We start from the raw sequence: 21,438 nt of genomic DNA on the forward strand, positions 1-21,438 counted from the left end.
GCGGGCGGTCGCTGGTGGGTGAGTCGGTTACAGGTGGAAGATCTTGCCGGGGTTCAGGATGTGCTTCGGGTCCAGCGCCTGCTTGATGCTGCGCATCAGGTCGATCGCATCGTTGCCGTGTTCTGCGATGAGGAAGTCCATCTTGTGCAGGCCCACGCCATGCTCGCCCGTGCAGGTGCCGTCCATGGCGATTGCACGCGCGACGATGCGCTGGTTGATGCGCTCGGCTTCTTCCAGTTCTTCCGGCTTGTTCGGGTCGATGAGCAGCGCGACGTGGAAGTTGCCGTCGCCCACGTGGCCGACGATGGGAGCGGGCAGCTGGAGCGCGCTGGCGAGCAGGTCCTTCTCGGTTTCCACCACGCAGTCGGCCAGACGCGAGATTGGCACGCACACGTCGGTGGTGACGGCGCGGCAGCCGGGCTTGAGCTGCAGGAACGCAAAGTAGGCGTTGTGGCGGGCATTCCACAGGCGGCTGCGGTCTTCGGGGCGCGTGGCCCATTCAAAGCCTTGGCCCTTGTGCTCAGCGGCGATCTGCTGGACGGTCTCGGCCTGCTCCTGCACGCCGTGCTCCGAGCCGTGAAACTCGAAGAACAACGTCGGCATCTCGGGCAGCGTGAGCTTGTCGTATTGGTTGATCGCGCGGATGGCCAGCGCGTCGACAAACTCCACGCGCGCAATGGGCACGCCCATCTGGATGGTGTCGATCACAGCGGACACCGCATCGCCCATGGTCGGAAAGGCGCACACGGCCGCGGACACGGCTTCCGGCTGCGGATACAGCTTCAGCGTGATCTCGGTAATGACGCCAAGCGTGCCTTCGCTGCCGATGAAGAGGCGGGTGAGGTCGTAGCCCGCCGACGATTTGCGCGCGCGGTTGGCCGTCTTGATGATGCGGCCGTCAGCGGTGACCACCGTCAGGTTCAGCACGTTCTCGCGCATCGTGCCGTAACGCACGGCGTTGGTGCCGGACGCACGCGTCGCGCACATGCCGCCGATGGACGCATCCGCGCCCGGGTCGATCGGGAAGAACAAGCCGGTATCGCGGATTTCGGTATTGAGCTGCTTGCGCGTGACGCCCGGCTCGACCGTCACCGTCAGGTCTTCCGGGTGCACCGACAGCACGTGGTTCATCTGCGAGAGATCGAGGCTCACGCCGCCGGCCACGGCCAGCAGATGGCCTTCGAGCGACGAGCCAGCGCCATACGGGATCAGCGGAATTTCGTGTTCGAAGCAGAGCTTTGCAATGGCGGCGACTTCCTCGGTGGTCTGCGCGAAGACGACGGCGTCGGGCAGCATCGGGTCGTAGGCGGATTCGTCGCGGCCGTGGTGGGCGCGCACGGCTTCGGTGGTGGAGATGCGGTCGCCGAAGCGGGTGCGCAGCGCGTCGAGCATTGCAGGCGGAATCGGCTTGCGGATGCTTTGGGAGGGAGGGGCTGGATGGTTCATGGCGTCTCGCGTGGGGCGGCGGTCTGAAGCCGGCTCGGGCTGTCATTCTAACGCCGGGGCCATGCCGCCCTTGCGATAATGGCGCCACCAACATTGACGCAATACAGGGAGACGCACCGTGGGCAACCGCCTATCCAAAATCGCTACCCGCACCGGCGACGACGGCACCACCGGCCTCGGCGACGGCAGCCGCACGGCCAAGGACAGCCTGCGCATCGCCGCCATCGGCGACGTCGACGAGCTGAATTCGCACATCGGCGTGCTGCTCACGGATACGCTGCCCGACGGCGTGCGCGCCGCGCTCACGGCCATCCAGCACGACCTGTTCGATCTGGGTGGCGAACTGTGCATTCCCGGCTACACGATGGTGACGACCGCGCACGTGCTGCGGCTCGACCAATGGCTGGCCGATTACAACGCCGATCTTCCCCGGCTGGCCGAATTCATCTTGCCAGGCGGCAGCCGCGCTGCGGCGCAGGCGCATGTGTGCCGCACCGTGGCGCGCCGTGCCGAGCGGAGCATCGTCGCGCTGGGCCGCGCAGAGACCATCGGCGAGGCGCCGCGCCAGTACGTCAATCGCCTGTCGGACCTGTTGTTCGTGCTGGCACGCGTGCTCAATCGTGCGGACGGCGGCACGGACGTTCTGTGGAAACGCGACGAGCACAAGCCGACCTGATCGGCGTCCACACCATAAAGAAACGGCCCGGCGAGGTTGCCACCTCGGCCGGGCCGTTTGCTTTGCAGCGCGTGGATCAGTTCACGCTGGTCGGCGTGGTCGTGCTTTGTGCCACGGCAGCCAAGCCTGCCAATTGCCCCGGCGTGGTGATGGTCAGCGCCTGCGATGGCGTGGGCGCCGGGAAGCCGCCTTCGGCCAGCGCTTCCTTGATCGTGCGGTTGGTGTCGAAATAGACCTGCCAGTAGTTGTCGTTGTGCGTGTACGGGCGCACGGCAAGCACGGGCCCGACCAGGTTGAACTCCAGGATCTCCACATCGACCGCCGGATCGGTCAGCACGTTGGGAATGGCGGCAACCTTCTCTTTGAGCAGCGCGATGGCGGCGCGGTGGTCGGCGCTGCCGGCCAGTTGCGCCTTCAGCTCGACGCGGCGGAACGGGTTGGAGGTGTAGTTCTGGATCGTGTCGGCGAAGATCTTGCCGTTGCCGACCATCGTGACCACGTTGTCCGGCGTGTTGATGGTCGTGGCAAACAGGCCGATCTCTTTGATCGTGCCCGTCACGCCGCCGGCCGTCACGAAGTCGCCCACCTTGAACGGCCGCAGCACGATCAGGAATGCGCCCGCCGCAAAGTTCGACAGCAGCCCCGACCACGCCATGCCGATCGCCACACCGGCTGCGGCAATCAGCGCCGCGAACGTCGTCGTCTGGATGCCGAAGTAGCCGAGGATGCCGATCACCAGCAGCACGTTCAGCGTGACGGTGATGATGGAGCCGACATAGCGCAGCACGGTCGGATCGACCTTCTGTCGGCTCAACGAGCCTTCCACCATGCGCACCGCCAGATTGATCAGCCAGCGGCCGACCACCCAGAAGACGATGGCCGCGAGGATCTTCATGCCGACGTCGGCGGCGTATTGCGCCACGATCGCCTGGTACTTGTTTGCGGTGTTGACGGCGGTGTCCGCCAGGGTGTCTGCCATGGATGCCTCCGGGAGAGCAGGGGGAATCCACCTACGATATGTCAAAGGCAACGCACTTGTGTGACTTTGATACGTTGCGCTCACATTTGTTATAGATCTGCGCGTTGATGCGCGCGCAAAGAAAAAGGACGCCCGCAGGCGTCCTTCCCAAATCAGGTCGATGGCGTCTTAGTTGCCGCTGCCCGGCACCAGACGGCGCTTGCGCACGGCGTCGGCCAGCGTTTCCAGCACCTTCACCGAATCGTCCCAGCCGATGCAGGCATCGGTCACGCTCTGGCCGTACGCCAGGTCCGATACCGGCGTGCCCTGCACGTGGTCCTGGCGCCCCGCATTGATGTGCGATTCCACCATCACCCCGACGATGCGGTTGTCGCCGGCAGCCATCTGGCGGCCGATGTCTTCGCACACCGGGATCTGGTTCTCGTGCTTCTTGCTGCTGTTGGCGTGCGAAGCGTCGATCATCAGGCGTGCAGCCAGGCCCGACTTGGAGATGGCGTCGCAGGCTTCCTGCACGCTGGCCGCGTCATAGTTGGGCGCCTTGCCGCCGCGCAGGATGATGTGGCAATCCTCGTTGCCGGCTGTCGAAACGATGGCCGAGTGACCGCCCTTGGTGACCGACAGGAAGTGGTGCGGCTGCGATGCGGCCTTGATGGCGTCCACGGCGATCTTCACGTTGCCGTCGGTGCCGTTCTTGAAGCCGACCGGGCACGACAGACCGGAAGCCAGCTCGCGGTGCACCTGGCTTTCGGTCGTGCGCGCGCCGATTGCGCCCCAGCTCACCAGATCAGCGATGTACTGCGGGCTGATCACGTCGAGGTATTCGGTGCCAGCGGGTAGGCCCAGCTCGTTGATGTTCATCAGCAGCTCGCGCGCGGTGCGCAGGCCGTCGTTGATCTTGAAGCTGCCGTCCATGTACGGATCGTTGATCAGACCCTTCCAGCCGACCGTGGTGCGCGGCTTTTCGAAGTACACGCGCATCACGATTTCCAGCTCGTTCTTGAAGCGCTCACGCTGCTCGACCAGGCGGCGGGCGTAGTCCATCGCTGCCTTGGTGTCGTGAATGGAGCACGGGCCGATGATGACGATCAGGCGATCATCCATGCCGTGCAGGATGCGGTGCATCGCGTTCCGGCTTTGGTAGATCAGGTCGGACACGGTGTCGCTGCACGGGAATTCGCGGATCAGATGCGACGGCGGCGTCAGCTCTTTCAGTTCGCGAATGCGCAAATCATCGGTGTTCTTCGGCATGGAATGCTCCGGGGATGTGTCTTGAGTTCTATTGGAAACGTCTACTGTGTTCGGATCATGTTTCGCGTCGATGCCGGGGTGGGGCAGGTGACTGGGCGAAAAAAAAACCGCCAGGGTCGCTGGCGGTTTTCGGTATCTGCTGGGTGCTTTATTTTTGCTGCAAGCGCCCCTCTCCTTCCGCCAGCGGTGCGAGATGCCAAAAGTAAAAGTAAAAAAACTTGGCGAAGGACATGAGAGGAAAATGCGTCGATGCAGGAAAAATTGTGGCGCACAGGTGACTTGAAACTACTGCGCCGCACCAATCGAACCGTCTTTATAAACCCTTTTTTTGAGGGCCGCAAGCGCGGATTTTCCGGGCCTGCGGCGTCAAAACGACGGTTTCAGGGCAGTCAGGCCGTGCCGCCCACGGTCATGTTCTCCATGCGCAGGGTCGGTTGACCGACACCCACCGGCACGCTCTGACCTTCCTTGCCGCACACGCCGATCCCCGAATCGAGGCGCATGTCGTTGCCGATCATGGTCACGTGCTTGAGCGATTCCGGGCCGCTGCCAACCAGCGTCGCACCCTTGACCGGGGCCGTGATCTTGCCGTCTTCGATCAGGTAGGCCTCGCTGGCCGAGAACACGAACTTGCCGTTGGTGATGTCGACCTGACCGCCGCCGAAGTTGACCGCATACAGCCCTTTCTTGACGCTGGCGATGATTTCTTGCGGGTCCTTGTCGCCGCCCAGCATGTAGGTGTTCGTCATGCGCGGCATGGGCAGGGCGGCGTAGCTCTCGCGGCGGGCGTTGCCGGTCACGGGCATCTTCATCAGGCGCGCGTTGAGCGTGTCCTGCATGTAGCCCGTGAGGATGCCGTCTTCGATGAGCGTGTTGCACTGCGTGGGGTTGCCCTCGTCGTCGAGGTTCAGTGAGCCGCGGCGGTTGGCAAGCGTGCCGTCATCCACCACGGTGACGCCCTTGGCGGCCACGCGCTCGCCCATGCGTCCGGAGAACGCCGACGAGCCCTTGCGGTTGAAGTCGCCTTCCAGCCCGTGGCCAATGGCCTCGTGGAGCAGCACGCCGGGCCAGCCCGGGCCGAGCACCACGGTCATCGTGCCAGCCGGGGCCGGCTTGGCTTCCAGGTTGACGAGTGCGGAGGAGACTGCCTCGTCCACGTATTCGCGCAGCAGGTCGTCGGTGAAGTAGCCGTAGGCATAGCGGCCGCCGCCGCCCGAACTCCCCATTTCGCGGCGACCGTTCTGCTCGGCGATGACGGTGACGGAGATGCGCACCAGCGGGCGCACGTCCGCGGCAATCACGCCGTCGCTGCGCGCCACCAGCATGACGTCGTATTCACCGGCCAGGCCGGCCATCACTTGCACGACGCGCGGGTCTTTGGCGCGGGCGAGCTTTTCGATTCGCTCGAGCAAGGCAACCTTTTCCGAGGCGGTCATCGAATCGAGCGGGTCGTTCGGTGCATACAGCGAGTGGCTGCCCGGGGTGGTGGCCAAGCTGCTCGCCACCTTCACGCGCCCGGCACCGGCTTTGCCGATGGTGCGCGTGGCGCCGGCGGCCTGCATCAGCGCGGGCAGACTGATGTCGTCGGAGTAGGCAAACGCGGTGCGGTCGCCCGACACGGCGCGCACGCCCACACCCTGGTCGATGCTGAAGCTGCCGGATTTGACGATGCCTTCTTCCAGGCTCCACGCCTCGTTGCGGGTGTACTGGAAGTAAAGATCGGCGTAGTTCACGCGGTGCGTGAAGATGTCGGCCAGCGCGCGCTGCAGGTGCGCTTCATCAAGGCCGTACGGATCGAGCAGCACGCGGCGCGCGATGGACAGATTCTGGATGGCGATGTCGCCTGCGTTCATGATCGGTTCTCGCAAAAAAATTCGATTGGCTTACATCACGCGGTGCTTGAGCGCCGGCAAATCCCGGCGCACTTGTGCGATACGGGCGGGGTCCATGTCACCGATGGCAACGCCTTCGCCCTCAGGCACGGAGGCAATGACTTCGCCCCACGGGTCGACCAGCATGGAATGCCCCCACGTGCGGCGACCGTTCTCATGGCGCCCGCCCTGAGCGGCGGCGAGCACGTAACACTGGTTCTCGATGGCGCGGGCGCGCAGCAGTATTTCCCAGTGCGCGGCGCCTGTCACGTAGGTGAAGGCCGCCGGCATCAGAATCAAGTTCAGGTTGCCTTGCGACGCGAGCGCCCGGTACAGCTCCGGAAAGCGCAGGTCGTAGCACACCGACATGCCCACGCGTCCGCACGGCGCATCGAAGGCGACCGGCGTGGCGCCGGGCTCGATGGTGCGGGCCTCGTCGTAGCGCTCTTCACCGCGCACGAAGTTGAACAGGTGGATCTTGTCGTAGCGCGCGACGCGCAATCCGGCCGGGTTGAATGCGAGGGACGTATTGCGCACGCGCTGTTCGTCTTCGCACCACATCGGCAACGTGCCGCCGACGAGCCACAGCTTGTGGCGGCGCGCGGCATCGGCGAGAAATGTCTGGATCGGGCCATCCTGGTCGTCCTCGCGGATGGCGACCTTGTCGCTGTCCTTGCGGCCCATCATGCAGAAATATTCAGGCAGCAACGCGAGTTGCGCGCCCTGGGCGGCCGCCTCGGCAAGCAGCGCGTCTGCGCGCGCCAGGTTGGCGTCTACGTCGATGGCCGTCACGGTCTGGATGGCGGCAACGCGAAAAGGTGCATCGAAAGGCGCATCCATACCGGATGCGACGGGGGCCGGAGCAACGGTGGTCGAAGTCATGGCGCCTATTTTGCCGAGGTTTGCGATTGGCTGCCCGAATTACCGTTGGATGCGACTTTCTCGATCTTCGGATCGGCCCAGCTGCCGGTCACGTGGTATTGCGTGACGAATGCCTTCGACAACTGATCGCCCAGGACCAACTGCGCGGCCAGCGTGCCCAGCCCGAGGGCCGGATTGATGAATGCCGCCGCCAGCGAAGCCGACGTGGCGTCCACCTTGGGCGTGACCTTCACGCGCAGGTCCTGCGTTTCATCGAGGATGTTGGCCGAGCCTTGCATGGCTACCTGGAATTGCGGGCCCTTGACGGCGAAATCTTCGGTGTGGGCTACGCCGCTGGCGATGGTGCCGGTGGCCGCCACGCTCTCGAACGGCGTGCCGCGGCCTGTGGCGCTGCGCAGGTCGGTTGCGAAATGCAGCAGCCCCTGCAGGCTCAGCACGCCGGCCAGCTTGGCCAGGCCCGGATCGACCGGCAGGAACTGGCCGCGCTCCAGGTTCAACGCCATGCGGCCGTTGAGGGTTGGATAGTCGATCGACATGGGCGAGCCGCGCCAGACCACGCGGCCTTCCAGCTTGCCCTTGGCACCGTCGATGACCTTGGCGAAGCCCATCTTCTGCAGCAGGTCGCCGGTGTCGCGCAGGTCGAGGTTGAAATCGAGCAGCGTCCGGCGCTCGGGATCATCGCCGCCGCCGCGCAGGCGCCGCGGGATGCGCCACGTGCCATGCGCCGTCAGCGTGGCAGCGGGCTGCTCAATCTTCAGCGTCTCAAGCGTCCAGACGGGCGCGCCCTCGGTGATCTGGCTGCGCGCCTTGATCTCGAGCTTACCGAGCGCCTTGCCGCGCAAGTCGAATTTGTCGGCGACGAGGTCGAGCGACGGAATTTCCTGCGAGCTGCTGGCCAGCGATTCGGTGAGCGCCGTCTCTTCCTTCGCGTCTGGGATGCTCATGCGCGACAGCCGCATCGTCAGTTCGCCGAAGGGCACGGCGGCGCTTTCGGCGTGCCAGCGCGCGCTGCCTGCAATTTCGCGCGAATCGATGGTCGATTGCCAGTTGGCGCCGTCGCGCGTGGCATCGATGCGCACGGCGTTGAAGTCGCGGCCCAGAATGCGCAGCGTTTGCGCGCGGGCGCTCAGGCGGCTGGGCAGATACGCGCTATGGCTGTCGGAGGCGTTGATGGCATTGGCCGCATGTTCGGCGGCAACCTGGCTGGCGCTCTTGTCAGCGGCGGGCGCGGCAAAGACATGGCGCCAGGCGTCGACGTCCAATTGATCCAGCGCCAGGTTAGCCTGCACGCCGTCCTGCGGCTGCGGCACGGGCTGCCGTACGCCGATGCCGCCTCGCAGCACCTCGATGCCGTTGCCTGTGCTGCGTTGTTCGTAACGCGCACTGACGATATTGCCGACCTGCAGAACGATTTCGTCGATGGCGTTGTTCGAAGCCAGCGGCTGCATCTCGAAGCGCACCGGCAGCGGCTGTCCGGCAGCCTTGTTGAGCGGCGCCGGCAGACGCACCGTCATCGGCGTGAGGTCGGACTGCACCTGGATGAGCGGGCGATGCTGCTTGACGCTGATGGTCGCGCTGTAAGGCGCGCTGCCTTCCAGCGAGCGGGCGACAGCGGCCACCGGGCTGTTCTCGGGCGTCGTCTCGCGCAATCCTTGCGCGGAAGCGGTGCCCGCCACCTGGATGCGGATCGTGCCATCGGGCGCGGTGCCCCCCGTGGGGCGGATTTCGCCGCCGGCAAAGCGCGCGCGCAGGTTATCGAAACCGATGCCCTTCTGCGTAAAGGTCAGCGCGCCGTTCACATCGGTGAGCGGCGGCGCCTGCGGCACGAGCGTGACGTCATTGCGCACGAACGTGACGCTGCCCTGGGCGCGCGTCGAATGCATCTCGTGCAGAGGCAGGTCCAGCTTGAGCGCCAGCGTGGCGTTGCCCTGGGCGCGTGCGTCCTTGGTGAAATGCCCGATCCACTGGCCGATGGGGCTGGCCTCGACGTATTGCAGGAAGTTTTGCGTGGCGCCGTCGCCGCGGCCGTCGATGGTGAGCAGCGGGTTGTGGTCGCCCATGTCGGGCAGGCTGCCATTCACGTCCTGCAGGTTCACGCCCATCACCTTGGCGCGCGCCACCTTGAACGCCAGGGATGCCCGATCGAAGATGACCGTGCCGTCGATGTTGGTGAACGCCGGCCAGTCACCCGGGTGCGTGGGCACGCGGCCCGGCGGGTTGTGCGCGGCTTCGGGCGGTGCCGATTGGTATGTCACGTCCTGGATCGGCACTTCCACACGGAAGACGCCCTTGTGCGGCGGCCGGAACGGGAAGTCGTGCAGATCGCCCGCCAGTGCGAAATCGACGTTGCTGGCCGTACCGGCTTGCAACGCACCGCCCAGGTAGTCGCGCAGATGCGGGCCGATCGACAGGGGCAGGTAGCGCGGCACACGTGGAACGTTGGCGCGGTCCAGCGTGCCCTTCAGGTCGATGGTCCCGAGATGGCTGGTGTCTGGCGCGTGACGATAGCTGCCCGTGATGCGCGCCGACAGGTCATCGTTGGAGAACGCAAGGTTGTCGCTGCTGACGACCAGTTCCTGCTTGCGATATGTCCAGTTGAACGTGCCTTGCAGCCGGTCCAGCGGCACGCGGGCGTCGGCAAAGGTGCCGGGCAGCAGCAGGGCGGTGTCGTTGGACTCGATGCGCAGCGTGCCCTTGTCGTTGGAGAAGACGGCGTTGCCGGAGATGTTTTCAACGCCGGGCACAGCGGGCTCGGGGTGCTGGCCCGGCGGCACCGCGGGCAGTGCGCCGGGGCCAAACGACACTTGACGCATCGTGGCGCGGCCCGTGAAGTGCACGGGCGCCGGCGCATTTGGCCGCCAGCGGGAGACATCGCGCTGCCAGTTGATGTCGAGATCGTCGATGCGGCCGGATGGTTGCTTCGAACGCAGCGGTTCGAGCACGCCGGCAGGCAGCGGCAGCGCGGTGGCAATGTTGCGCAGGTCCGCCAAATCCAGCGTTGTGGCTTTGATTTGCAGGCTGCGCAGGGCATCGCGCGAGTCGAGCGCCCACCCCACGGTGACATTGCGCAAGCCGCGCGGCGTGCCGGCAGGGTTGGCCGGCGCCTGGATGCCGGGGCCTGCCAGTTCGGGCACCGACGGCGGTTGTGCGGGCGGGTTCAGCGGCTGCCAGAGCAGCGTGTCGAGGCGCAAGGTGTGCTCACCGCGCGCATTGCGCTGATGCGTGGCCAGCGCCTGAAGGCTGCGCAGCTGCAGTGGGTCCAGATCCTTGCGGACCTGCAGATCGAGCTGCTGCCCCGTCAGCCGTGCCTGGCTGCGCGTAAACACGCCGTCGGCAAACTCCACCGACCCGTCGGAGGTGAGCGTGCCGCTGTTGGCGGCGGCCAGCACGGGCACATAGCGCTGTACGGAGGCCAACTGAAGCGTATCGACCTGCCAGGAGGCCTGGCCGTGCCAGTGGCGCCAGTCGCCGGGGCGCGCTAGCAGGTCGTGACGGAAATCCGCGTGCAGTTTGATGGGGCCATTGAACAGCGTGGGCGACGTGCCGCTGGCCTCCAGCCGGTGGCGGGTCGGGCCGCTGCGTAGCTGCACCCGCACATTGCCCAGCGCCACTTCGGGCAGCTTCTGCTGCTCGTCGAGCCAGCGGAGGGCACCTTGCTGGAAATCGATGTCGCCTTGGGAGAGGAGCTGGTCGAGGAAATCGCTGTCGCCGCCGGTGTTCGGGCCGAGCGGCATGCCCGCGACGAGCAACGCACCCTGAGCATTGCGCCGTACCAGCACGTCGGCCTGGCTGGCGTGCAGGGAGGCAAAGGTGATCTGCATGCGCAGCAACGAGCGCCAGGACAGCCGCGCCTGCACGTCCTGTACCGCGAAGGTGCGACGGCCCGCGGTGTCGTGTGCGTCGATGCGCTGGGCGCGGAAGGCCGGGTGCCAGCCCTCCCAGTAGGTCTCAAGCGAGCCGATGCCGACGGTGGCGTGCAGTGCACTGGACGCCTCGCGCTCCATCCAGTCGCGCGCCAGGCTTGCGCGCGGCCAGAGGATGAAGCGCACCGCCAGCATGCCCACGACGGCCAGGACGGCCAGCGCTGCCGCCGTCTTCCAGAGCACGCGCCACAGCTTGCGCCAGATCGGGGCGCGGAAAACAATCCCAATGCCCGTGCCGATCCGGCTGACGAATCGCACCAGCCACGCCCAGGCCGTGGGCCGGCCCACCCCGCGTGTGGACAGGGTGCTGGCGTGTCCACCATCGGACTTCGGCGATTCTGGGGGCTGGGACGGGCGGGGCATGATGCGGATTATCCGATATTCAGGAGGCGGCGCCATATTTGGAGTGAGGCGTCGCGCCTGCCCAGCGGCAAGCACGCCCAATGCCAGTGAACGTTGGTGATCACGGATTGGCCTACGTATACCGGCGCGCATTTCAGCGAGAATGGATGTTTCCGCCAATGCTCGACGCGCCCGCATGACTGATTCCGCCTTGTCCGCCCAGCCGTTTTTGCAAGCTCCAGCCCGCGCGCCGGAGGCTCCCGCTGCTGCACTGCCTTTTGCGCTTGCGTATTCGCGCTATCTCCAGCGCCAGGCGCAAGCGCGCGAGGGCTGGGCCGAGCGCGTGCAGGCCGGCGCAGGCCGTCCGATTGACGTGGCGTGGCTATCCGGGCGGTTTACCGAGCTGTTCGACATCCAGACCGTGGAGGTCGAGGCTGCGCTCAAGCGCGCCTTGCGCCTGCTGCGCAATGAAGTCTTCGGCACACTGGTCGAGCGTGATTTGTCCGGCGCCGCGACGCTCGATGAGGTCACGGGCACGATGACCGACCTGGCCGAGTTTGCCGTGCGCACGGCCATTTCCGTGATCGGCCAGGAACTAAGCGCACTGCACGGCCAGCCGATCGGGCAATCCTCCGGCGAGGTGCAGGAACTGGTGGTGGTCGGCATGGGCAAGCTGGGCGGGCGCGAGCTGAACGTCTCGTCCGACATCGACCTGATTTTTCTCTACGACGATGACGGCGACACGCAGGGCGGCCCGCGACCGCTCTCCAACCACGAATATTTCACCAAGCTTGGCCGGCGGCTGATCAACGCGCTGGCCGATGTGACGGAGGACGGCTACGTCTTCCGCGTCGACATGCGCCTGCGCCCGAATGGCGATGCGGGGCCGCTCGCGTGCAGCCTGGGCATGCTCGAGGAGTATTTCGTAGTGCAGGGCCGCGAGTGGGAGCGCTACGCCTGGATCAAGGGCCGCGTGATCACCGACCCGGCCAGCCCGCATGCGGCCCGGGTGATTCAACAGCTGGAGCGCGTGACGGGCCCGTTCGTCTTCCGGCGTTATCTCGATTACGGCGTGATCTCCGCCATTCGCGCGCTGCATGCACAGATCCGCAGCGAGGCCGCCAAGCGCAGCAATGGTGCCAACCAGCAGCGCGATAACGCGGGCCACGTGCAGGCGCGCTCGCCCAACATCAAGCTCGGGCGCGGCGGTATCCGCGAGATCGAATTCGTCGCGCAGGTGTTTCAGCTCATTCGCGGCGGACAGGACTTCGGGCTGCGTGTGCGGCCCACGCTGGAGGTGCTGCGGGCGGCGTCGGAACGCGGCCTGATCGACGCCGAAGCCGTGGCGCGCCTGACCGAGGCCTATCGCTTCCTGCGCCAGCTTGAGCACCGCCTGCAGTACATCGAAGACGCGCAGACGCACAACCTGCCGGGCTCGCCGGAAGACCAGTTGCGCGTGGCGCGCATGATGGGTTTTGACGACTACGTGGCGCTGGTCGCCAAGCTCGAGGGGTATCAGGACGAAGTCGCCCAGCATTTCGAGCAGACCTTCTCCGACAAGCAGGACAGCCAGCCACCGTGCGCCGCCGTCTGGCACGCCGACCTGCTCGACGATGAACACACGGAAACCGCTCGCGCACAACTCGCCGAACTGGGCTATGCAAATCCGGAGAGCGTGCTGGAGCGCCTGCGCGCGACGCGCAATTCGCCGCGTTATCGCGCGTTGTCTGAAGTCAGCCGCCAGCGTTTTGACTTGCTGATCAACCGTGCGCTGGATCAGGCATCTCGGCAGACCGATGCCGATGTCACCATCGCGCGTTTTCTCGATTTCTTTGATGCGATCAGCCGGCGCTCCTCGTACCTGTCGCTGCTGAGCGAGTATCCGCAGGCCATGGAGCGCGTGGCCCACACGCTGCACGCGTCGCGCTGGGCGGCGGACTACCTCACGCGCCATCCGCAACTGCTTGACGAGCTTCTCGACGTGGAGGCGCTGTCGGCCGAGCCCGATTGGCCCGCGTTCCGGGCGCGCGTGCGAGAACGTCTGCAGGCCGCCTCCGACCATGTCGAGATGCAGATGGACATCCTGCGTCAGGAGCACCATGCAGAAACATTCCGCGTGTTGCTGCAGGACCTGCAGGGGATGCTGAGTGTCGAGCACATCAGCGACCGGCTTTCCGACCTGGCCGATGCCGTGCTGGACCTTACGCTGGAGACCGTTTGGCAGCAGGTTGCAACGCGCCACCGGGAGGTGCCGCGCTTTGCTGTGGTTGCCTATGGGCGGCTCGGCGGTAAGGAACTGGGCTATGCGTCGGACCTCGACATCATCTTCCTGTATGACGACGATGACGAACGCGCGCCCGATGTCTACGCGTCATTTGCGCGCAAGCTCATCACGTGGCTGACGAGCCATACCGCCGCGGGCATGCTGTTCGACGTCGATACGCGCCTGCGGCCGAATGGTGCCGCGGGTTTGATGGTCACGCACTTCGAAGCCTTCCGCCGTTATCAGATGCGCGAGGGCGACAACGCGGCGTGGGTGTGGGAGCACCAGGCGCTCACGCGCGCACGTTTCTGCGCGGGCGATGCGGAAATCGGCGCGCGCTTCGAGGCGCTGCGCACCGCCGTATTGCGCCAGCAGCGCGAGCCGGGCCCGCTGCGCGACGAAATCGTGGCGATGCGCGAGCGCGTGGCAGAAGGCCATGCGAACCCCACGGAGCTGTTTGATCTCAAGCACGATCGCGGAGGTATGGTCGATATCGAATTCACCGTGCAATTCCTGGTGCTTCTGCACAGCGCGGCGCATGCCGAGCTGACCCTCAACAAGGGAAACATCGCGCTACTGCGCATGGCTGGCGAACTCGGGTTGATCGATGCGACGGCAGCCGCGCAAGTGGCCGATGCCTATCGGGACTTCCGCGCGCGCCAGCACAAGCTGCGGCTCGACGGGCAACCCGCTGCGCGCGTACCGGTCGGCACCTGCGCGCACGAGGCCGCTCACGTACGTGCGTTGTGGGAGCAGGTGTTCGGGTCTGCGCAATGAGGGTGCATCGACACACGTTGCACACGTGGGGCGCGTGCACCGGTGCGGCCGCGCTGTCGGCGGCGTTCTCGTTCGTGCCGTGGTTGTACGCGGTTGGTCTGTATCAACGCGAGGCCGTGCGCGCGGGTCAGTGGTGGCGCATCGTGACCGCCATGTGGGTGCATCTGGACACCTGGCATTGGTTGGCGGATGCGATGGCGGCGGCAGGGCTCATCTTGCTGCTGGCGCGTGTGTTGCGGCCGCATGTCATCGTTGGAGCGCTGGTGGTGTGCGGGGTGCTCGTGCAGATCGCACTGCTCAATCAGCCGACGGTGCAGTGGTACGGCGGGCTCTCCGGGGCACTGCATGGTTTGGCGGCATGGGGCGGGCTACGGCTGCTGAAGCCATCTGCGGACGGGGCAGAGGATCGTTTCTCACGCTGGATTGGCGTGGCGCTGTGTGTGGGCGTGCTGGTGAAGGTGTGGCTCGAACAATCGTGGCTATCGCCCATCGCCTATGACCCGCATTGGGGGTTTGGCGTGGTGCGCATCGCGCATGCCTTTGGCGCGGCCAGCGGATTGCTGATTTGGGTGTTGGGGGAGTGGCGCCATCGCGATAATCGGCTGCCTAGGTAAGCAGCGGAAAGCTCGACGGGACAAAGCGGGAGTGGGAAAAAGGCCCGCGCCCAATCAAGGCGCGGGCCGAAAGTACCGATAGGCTTACTTCACACGACGACGGCGGCCGGCCAAACCGGCGGCCAGCAGCAATGCTGCGCCGCCCAGGCCGATAGCGCCGCCGCCACCGCCGCTGGACGTCGTCGCAGGCGTGGTGGTGCCGGTGCTTGCTGCAGCAGCAGTGACTGTCACGTTGGCAGTATCGGTGGCGGTCGCGCCGGTGTTGCTCGTCAACGTTACGTTGAAGGCGTAGGTGCCTGCGGTCGACGGCGTGAATGTGGCGGTGTAATTGCCGTTGCTATCGGGGCCGGCAGTCGTGAGGCTGACGGACGGTCCAGAAGTCTGCGCCCACTGCACGCTCGTAATGGTATTGACGAGGCCCGCATTGCCGGTTGCTGTGAGCGTGACCGCGTTGTTTGCGACCACGGTGCTTGCCGACGTCGATGCGTGCACAGTCGGATTGCCCTTCGCCAGCGCAACGGCGGCACCCGCATCCAGCATACCGGCGCCGCAGACGCCCGTATGCGTTGCGCAGTATGTGCCCGCCGGGAACGGTCGAGCCGACTGCTTGAGGACGGTGGCAATCTGATCAGGCGTCAGCGAGCTGTTGACCGACAGCATCAGCGCCGCAACGCCTGCCACGTGCGGCGTGGCCATCGAGGTGCCGGCTTCGCCCGAGTAGTTGTCGGAACCGGCGCTGGTGGTGCCACTGTTCGAGAGCGACACGATCAGAGCCCCCAAACCGGTGACCACGGAACCATTGCCGCCGCCGGGAGCGCTCAGCGTGGTACCCGTCCCTACGTTGGCGTAGGTCGCCTTGTCGCCCTCAAGCGTGTGGGCCGTGACGGCGATGGTCCCCGCGCAGTTGGCCGGTGAATCGATCGCCGAAGCGCTCTCGTTGCCGGTAGCGACCACGATCACCGCACCGCGGTTGCGCGCGTTCGTGATGGCGGCTTGCATGGGCACGTCACAGCTACCGGTGCCGCCCAGGCTCATGTTGATGACCTTCGCGGGGGTCGGGTTGATGCTAGGGGAGATGCGGCCCACGATGCCACCACTTGCCCACGTAACGGCATCAATGATGTCCGACTCCGCGCCGCCGCAACGGCCGAGTGCGCGTGCCATTTGGACACCGACGCCTGGTGCAATGCCTGCGACGCGAGTCCCGCTGTGTTGGGCAGCGATCAGGCCCGTCACAAAGGTGCCGTGCCAGGAACTATTGGAGGGCGTCGCACCGTTGCAAACCGTCGGATTATTGGTGATGTCCGTAGCCGTGGTGACGTCACCGGGGTCTGTCCCGATGCTGTCGCCCGAGTTGTTTCTAAACGTGTTGGTGATGAAGTTAGAACCCAGGTTTATCCTGGCGCCCGTGAGGTCGGTATGACTGAGGATACCTGTGTCGACGATTGCGACATTGACCGTGTTCGATCCCGTGGTTGTGTCCCACGCAGTCGTCAGGTTGGCTCCGCCCACAGCGGTTCCACTGGCGGGCTGCAGCGGGCCACTGGAATTTGGGATGGTGGTGATCGCTGCGTTCTTGGCCATCAGGTTCCATTGGGAACTGAACCACGCAGCAGATGGCGTGAAGGCCGGGCGCAGGATGCGGTCAGGCGTAACGTATTCGAACTGGCCGGTCGCGGCCATGCGCTGCGCCACGGCTTGGGCGTCATCCAGCGTCATGGTGCTAGGCAGTGTCACCACATGAGCGCCGCCCGACATGGCGCGTTTGTACGTCACCGGCAACTGCGCTGCGGCCGACCAGCGTTGCACTGTCGCAACGTCCGTCCGCATTGCCGTCTCCGCGGATTGCAGCTGGGGTGTGCTGCTTCCGCCACTCTTTTCCTTGACGATCAACTGTGACACCCATTGTGTTTGGGCGCCAACGTTTGCCGGTTGACCTACGGCGAACGCCGGGACAGCGTGATACGAGACCAGCCCGAGCGCGGCGAGCGCGCGGACAATACCCCCCTGGGCAATCAATTTCATGTAATGGACCTGTTGTTGTAGAAAACGGAGGCGCAATTATCACAAGAATGGCGCGTTTCCCACCTTAAACAGGCTAACTGCGTTGTTTAGTAATTTTTACATCTGGCTGAAATCACACGCGCGGTACGGTCAAGTGGCGTAACCAGCCAAGAGCCGCGTACCGCGCAGCGGTGCACGCGAAAAGCAGTGGCGCCTTTTTGGCTACGGGCGCTTAATGCGCCTTCAGGCGACGGCGACCGCCAGCGATACCAGCCGCCAACAACAGCGCTGCGCCAACCACCGGAATGGCCCCGCCGCCTCCGCCACCACCGCTGCCGGTAGTACCGCCGGTCGATCCACCCGATCCCGTCGTGCCGCCACCCGTGCCGGCAGGCGCCGTGTTCTGGGCATAACTGACGGCACCTGCGGTATCCAGCAGGCCCGCTCCGCAGATGCCGGTGTTCACTGCGCAGAACGTGCCGCTCGGATGTGGCCGCGCGGTCTGCTTCAGGCCGGCCAATATCTGCGCGTTCGACAACTGTGGTTGCACGCTCAGCATGAGCGCGACGGTGGCGGCTGTTTCCGGTGTCGAGAAGCTCGTACCTGCCACCGACTTGACCGTGGGGTTGCCGACAGTCTGTGCACCGTCGTTGGAGTCCGCCTGGATAACGGAAACGGGCTCTGCACAAGTGGCCGGGTTGGTCGTCGTGACGACCTTCGAGTTGCCGCAGCCGCCCCCTGGCGCGGACAACGCCACCTGGGGCCCCACGTTTGCGTAGCTGGCGTTCTCGCCGCTGTCGACGTGCGCGGTGACGGCGATGGCGCCCGTGCAATTGGCCGGCGCGTCAACGGTCTGTGCGGCTTCGTTGCCGGCGGCGGCCACTACGATGGCGCCACGTGCGGCCAACTGGTTGACGGCGTCCTGTTCTGCCGCAGAGCACTGCGTTGTGCTGCCCAGGCTCACGTTCACCACGCGGGCCGGGTTGGCGTTGGTCGGCACGCCTGACACGTTGATGCCGCCTGCCCACAACATGCCGTCTACCGTGTCAGACAGCAACGCGCCGCATTTGCCGGACACGCGCACCGGCACAATCGGCGTGTTCCAGCCGACCCCTGCGATATCCAGCGTGTTGTTTGTCTGGGCGGCGAGCACGCTGCTGACCTCGGTGCCGTGCCAGCTGCTGTTGGCGACGTCGTTGCTGGTGCAGCCCGAAATGTTCTGCCACTGCGTGCTGGTTACGCCATCGCCCAGATCATGCGCGTCCGTGCCGCGACCGAAGGTGTTACCGGCCCGCGCCGGGTCCGAAATGAAGTTGTAGCCCGGCAGGATCTTGGCTGACAGATCGGGATGATCGGTGTAGCCGGTATCGACCACCGCCACCACGATGCCCGTCGAGCCCTGCGTGATGCTCCACGCCGCGGCCGCGTTAATGCCGCCGGGCACCAGCGCCGGTGCGGCCAGGTTGTTCTGCGTGGCAAACAGCGGATCGTTCGGAATGGTGTTGGGCCGCAGGATGCGATCAGGCACCACATAGGCCACGCGGGCGTCCTTCGCGATCTTGTCGACGGTCGCCTGGATGCTGGCGGCATCGGTCAGGCCCGTGTGCATGAGCTGCGCATTGGTAGCCAGCGTGCGCTTGACCTGCAGCGTGCTCCCCGCCGCTTGCGCTACCGAAAGCAAGCGGTTGCTCGCCTCGTTGGCAGAGAGCGTCTTGCGCGTGCCGCTCGTGTCGTCGCGCCATTTGATGATCAGGTCACCGGTGTATTGCGGCTGCGGTGTGGCAGCTGCGGCGACTTGGCTGCCCATCACCGAGGCAAGGCAGACAAGGCCGGCGCCAGCGCACAGCCAAGACTTCAACCGGAAGAGGGAGGGGGTCATCAGCGCGTGCTCCGTGGTGTCTCGTTGTAATGAGAAACGTCGTCAGGATGTGATCGTTGACAGACCGTTACACAAAACCAAAGGTAGCATGCGACTCGCCCGCTTGGTGTGATGGCGGTGGCCGATCACGTTTGCGAGGGGGCAAAGGCCGGTCTGCGCGCCGGCCCCAGCAGAATGCAGGCTTGCCAGGGGAAATGAGATGGGAGTGGGGCGCCCAGCAGCGCCCGATCATTCACAGTGTGGAGTGGCGCCGCGCAGTTCAGCGTTGGATCTTCATGATGCGATCCGGGTCGGCCGAGGCGATGCCGGGCGTGCCGCGCAACGCTGCCACCGCGCCATCCAGCGTGGCCGATGCGTCGCCCGAGCTGGCGCGCACCACCCAGAATCCACCCGACATCGGACGTACCACCGCAAACGCAAGCCGTGGCGTTGCGCGTGCGCCCGCAGCATCCAACACGCCTTGCACGGTGGCGGACGAGGTGGTCGGCGTGCTCAGGCCGATGATGATGTCGCCCAGACTGTGTGCAGCCGACACGGAAGCCGGAGGCTGGGTGTTGACCGAGGCCGGATCCATGGCAGGCGGCTTGCCCGGGTCAATGGCCGGCACGGACTTGCACGCGGCCAGCAGGCACAGGCCTAGAGCCACCGCCAGCGCGGGCTTGACGGTCGACAGCAGGGATCGAGGGCGGGCAGCCGGTTGGATCGTGCGGGCCATGCGGGCCATGAAGTTCTCCTTGGATTCGGTAGAGGATGTTTGTCGCGTCTGCAGCCGGAACCGTCGTGCCAACCCTGGCAGCAATGGTTCCGGTATAGATGATCACTGTGCCGCGCGGCGGGATTTCCGCGCTGAGGATTCCGGTACCGATTGGGCACGGCCCGCGGCAAGCATCTCGTCTGCGTGACGGCGCGTGGTGTCGGTGAGCGACGCGCCGCCCAGCATGCGGGCAATCTCATCCACCCGGCCCGTGGCGTCCAGCACCACGAGGTCGGATCGCGTGCTGCCTGCCACCGTCTGCTTGGCGACCTGAATATGGTGATTGGCGAGCGCGGCCACTTGCGGCAGGTGCGTGACGCACAGCACCTGGCGGCGCATGCCGAGTTCGCGCAGGCGCCGGCCCACGACTTCTGCCACTGCACCGCCAATGCCGGAGTCCACTTCGTCGAAGATGAGCGTGGGCGTCGGGCTCGCCTCGCTGGCAATCACTGAGATGGCCAGGCTGATCCGCGCCAGCTCGCCGCCTGAGGCGACTTTCGCCAATGGCCGCGGCGAAACGCCCGCATGCCCGGCGACGAGGAATTCGATCTGCTCCAGCCCCGCCGCGCCGCCGTGCTCCAACGCATGCAGCGCGATGTCGAAGCGGCCACCGGCCATTGAAAGACCTTGCATAGCGCCGGTCACCGCGTCGGCCAGCTCGCGCGCGGCCTTTGCGCGGTCGCGCGACAGCGACTGCGCGACCGTCATATACGCGGCGTGGGTTTGGGCTTCTTGCGCCTGCAGCGCCTCAAGATCGGATGCAGCTTGAAGCGCAGCGAGTTGCGCCTGGCGTTCCGCCAGTTCAGCCGGCAGCGTTTCGGGCGCGACGCGGTATTTGCGCGCCATGGTGTGCAACGCTTGCATGCGTGCATCGACTTCGGCCAGGCGGTCCGGGTCCAGCTCCGCGCGATCGGCATAGCGGGCAAGCGTGTGCACGGCTTCCTGGATCTGCACCTCGGCCGGCTCCAGCGCGGCCAGCACATCGGCCAGCGCCGGGTCGATCTCGGCCAGTTCACGCAGCGTATGGAGCGTTGTGCCCAGTTGCGTGAGCACCGCACCTTCCGACTCGGACAAACCATCCAGCGCCGCGCGCGTGCCTTCGATCAGGCTGGCCGCATGCGACAGGCGGTGGTGCTCGGTCTGCACCTCTTCCCACTCGCCCGGCTGGGGGCCAAGCTTTTGCAATTCGTTGACCTGCCATTCGATGCGCTCGCGCTCGAGCTGGACTTCGCGCGACTGCTGCTCGGCAGCTTCACGTGCGCGCACCACGGCGTGCCATTCCCGGTAGCGTTCGCCGACCACGCGCACGGCACCTTCCAGGCCGGCGTGAGCGTCGAGCAGGCTGCGCTGCGCATCCGTCTTGAGCAGCAGTTGATGCGCGTGCTGGCCGTGGATGTCGACCAGTTGCTCGCCCACTTCGCGCAGCTGCGCCAGCGTAACGGCGGCCCCGTTGATGAAGGCTTTGCTGCGGCCTGCTGCATCGACGGTGCGGCGTAGCAGAATCACGCCCTCGTCGTCGTGCAGTTCATGCGCCTCGAGCCATGCGGCCACATGCGGGTGCACGTCGAACTCGGCGGTGATGTCAGCGCGCGGCGCACCTTCGCGCACGACGGCCGCATCGGCGCGCTCGCCCAGCGTGAGTGCGAGTGCATCGATCAGAATGGATTTGCCCGCGCCCGTCTCGCCCGTGAACACGGTAAAACCGTCGGCCAGATCGAGATCCAGCGCGTGAACGATGACGAAATCGCGGATGGTGAGGCTGCGCAGCATGGAAGAGGTG

Annotated in this window: 13 protein-coding genes; 3 read left to right on the forward strand and 10 right to left on the reverse strand. The window is 65.7% G+C overall.

What is annotated here, in order from left to right:
* Nucleotides 1-27 precede the first annotated feature (27 nt).
* Nucleotides 28-1,446 carry an FAD-binding oxidoreductase gene (locus NG898_RS00940; protein ID WP_252690709.1) on the reverse strand — a complete coding sequence of 473 codons (1,419 nt, stop codon included), beginning with the start codon at nt 1,444-1,446 and terminating at the stop codon, nt 28-30.
* 118 nt (nt 1,447-1,564) lie between these two features.
* On the opposite strand from NG898_RS00940, the gene NG898_RS00945 reads away from it, so the two are divergent.
* The gene (locus tag NG898_RS00945) at nt 1,565-2,122 is read left to right on the forward strand and encodes a cob(I)yrinic acid a,c-diamide adenosyltransferase (protein WP_252690710.1); all 558 of its coding nucleotides are present in this window, start codon (nt 1,565-1,567) and stop codon (nt 2,120-2,122) included.
* A gap of 76 nt (nt 2,123-2,198) precedes the next feature.
* Here the strand turns inward: NG898_RS00945 and NG898_RS00950 are convergent, their stop codons facing one another.
* From NG898_RS00950 to NG898_RS00970, 5 genes are all read right to left on the reverse strand, one after another.
* A complete protein-coding gene (locus NG898_RS00950; protein WP_252690711.1) occupies nt 2,199-3,101 on the reverse strand; it encodes a mechanosensitive ion channel family protein in 903 nt (300 codons plus the stop codon).
* Between the two features lie 168 nt (nt 3,102-3,269).
* Entirely contained in the window at nt 3,270-4,349 is a 1,080-nt protein-coding gene (gene aroG / locus NG898_RS00955; RefSeq protein ID WP_232040943.1) for a 3-deoxy-7-phosphoheptulonate synthase AroG, read from the reverse strand.
* A 389-nt stretch (nt 4,350-4,738) separates the two neighbouring features.
* Nucleotides 4,739-6,202, reverse strand: a complete 1,464-nt coding sequence (gene tldD, locus NG898_RS00960) for a metalloprotease TldD (RefSeq protein ID WP_252690712.1) — start codon at nt 6,200-6,202, stop codon at nt 4,739-4,741.
* Between the two features lie 30 nt (nt 6,203-6,232).
* The gene (locus NG898_RS00965; RefSeq protein WP_252690713.1) at nt 6,233-7,102 is read right to left on the reverse strand and encodes a carbon-nitrogen hydrolase family protein; all 870 of its coding nucleotides are present in this window, start codon (nt 7,100-7,102) and stop codon (nt 6,233-6,235) included.
* A gap of 5 nt (nt 7,103-7,107) precedes the next feature.
* Nucleotides 7,108-11,388 carry a YhdP family protein gene (locus tag NG898_RS00970; RefSeq protein WP_252690714.1) on the reverse strand — a complete coding sequence of 1,427 codons (4,281 nt, stop codon included), beginning with the start codon at nt 11,386-11,388 and terminating at the stop codon, nt 7,108-7,110.
* A 175-nt stretch (nt 11,389-11,563) separates the two neighbouring features.
* Between NG898_RS00970 and glnE the strand changes: the two genes are divergently transcribed.
* Both glnE and rrtA read left to right on the forward strand, forming a co-directional pair.
* Complete coding sequence (gene glnE / locus NG898_RS00975; RefSeq protein ID WP_252690715.1) at nt 11,564-14,407, forward strand: bifunctional [glutamate--ammonia ligase]-adenylyl-L-tyrosine phosphorylase/[glutamate--ammonia-ligase] adenylyltransferase; 2,844 nt, start codon at nt 11,564-11,566, stop codon at nt 14,405-14,407.
* Nucleotides 14,404-15,021 carry a rhombosortase gene (gene rrtA, locus NG898_RS00980; RefSeq protein WP_252690716.1) on the forward strand — a complete coding sequence of 206 codons (618 nt, stop codon included), beginning with the start codon at nt 14,404-14,406 and terminating at the stop codon, nt 15,019-15,021. The genes glnE and rrtA overlap by 4 nt, the downstream gene beginning before the upstream one ends.
* A gap of 84 nt (nt 15,022-15,105) precedes the next feature.
* On the opposite strand, the gene NG898_RS00985 is transcribed toward rrtA, so the two are convergent.
* The 4 genes from NG898_RS00985 to recN form a co-directional block, all read right to left on the reverse strand.
* On the reverse strand, nt 15,106-17,046 hold the full coding sequence (locus NG898_RS00985) for a S8 family serine peptidase (protein WP_252690717.1): 1,941 nt from the start codon (nt 17,044-17,046) through the stop codon (nt 15,106-15,108).
* Nucleotides 17,047-17,257: 211 nt separating this feature from the next.
* Nucleotides 17,258-18,904 (reverse strand): S8 family peptidase, encoded by a 1,647-nt coding sequence (locus NG898_RS00990; RefSeq protein ID WP_252690718.1) that lies wholly within the window; start codon nt 18,902-18,904, stop codon nt 17,258-17,260.
* Between the two features lie 259 nt (nt 18,905-19,163).
* The gene (locus NG898_RS00995; RefSeq protein WP_252690719.1) at nt 19,164-19,628 is read right to left on the reverse strand and encodes a hypothetical protein; all 465 of its coding nucleotides are present in this window, start codon (nt 19,626-19,628) and stop codon (nt 19,164-19,166) included.
* Nucleotides 19,629-19,721: 93 nt separating this feature from the next.
* Nucleotides 19,722-21,428 carry a DNA repair protein RecN gene (gene recN / locus NG898_RS01000; protein WP_252690720.1) on the reverse strand — a complete coding sequence of 569 codons (1,707 nt, stop codon included), beginning with the start codon at nt 21,426-21,428 and terminating at the stop codon, nt 19,722-19,724.
* Between the last annotated feature and the right edge of the window lie 10 nt (nt 21,429-21,438).

The organism is Ralstonia mojiangensis, assembly GCF_023955645.1.
Taxonomy (GTDB): domain Bacteria; phylum Pseudomonadota; class Gammaproteobacteria; order Burkholderiales; family Burkholderiaceae; genus Ralstonia; species Ralstonia mojiangensis.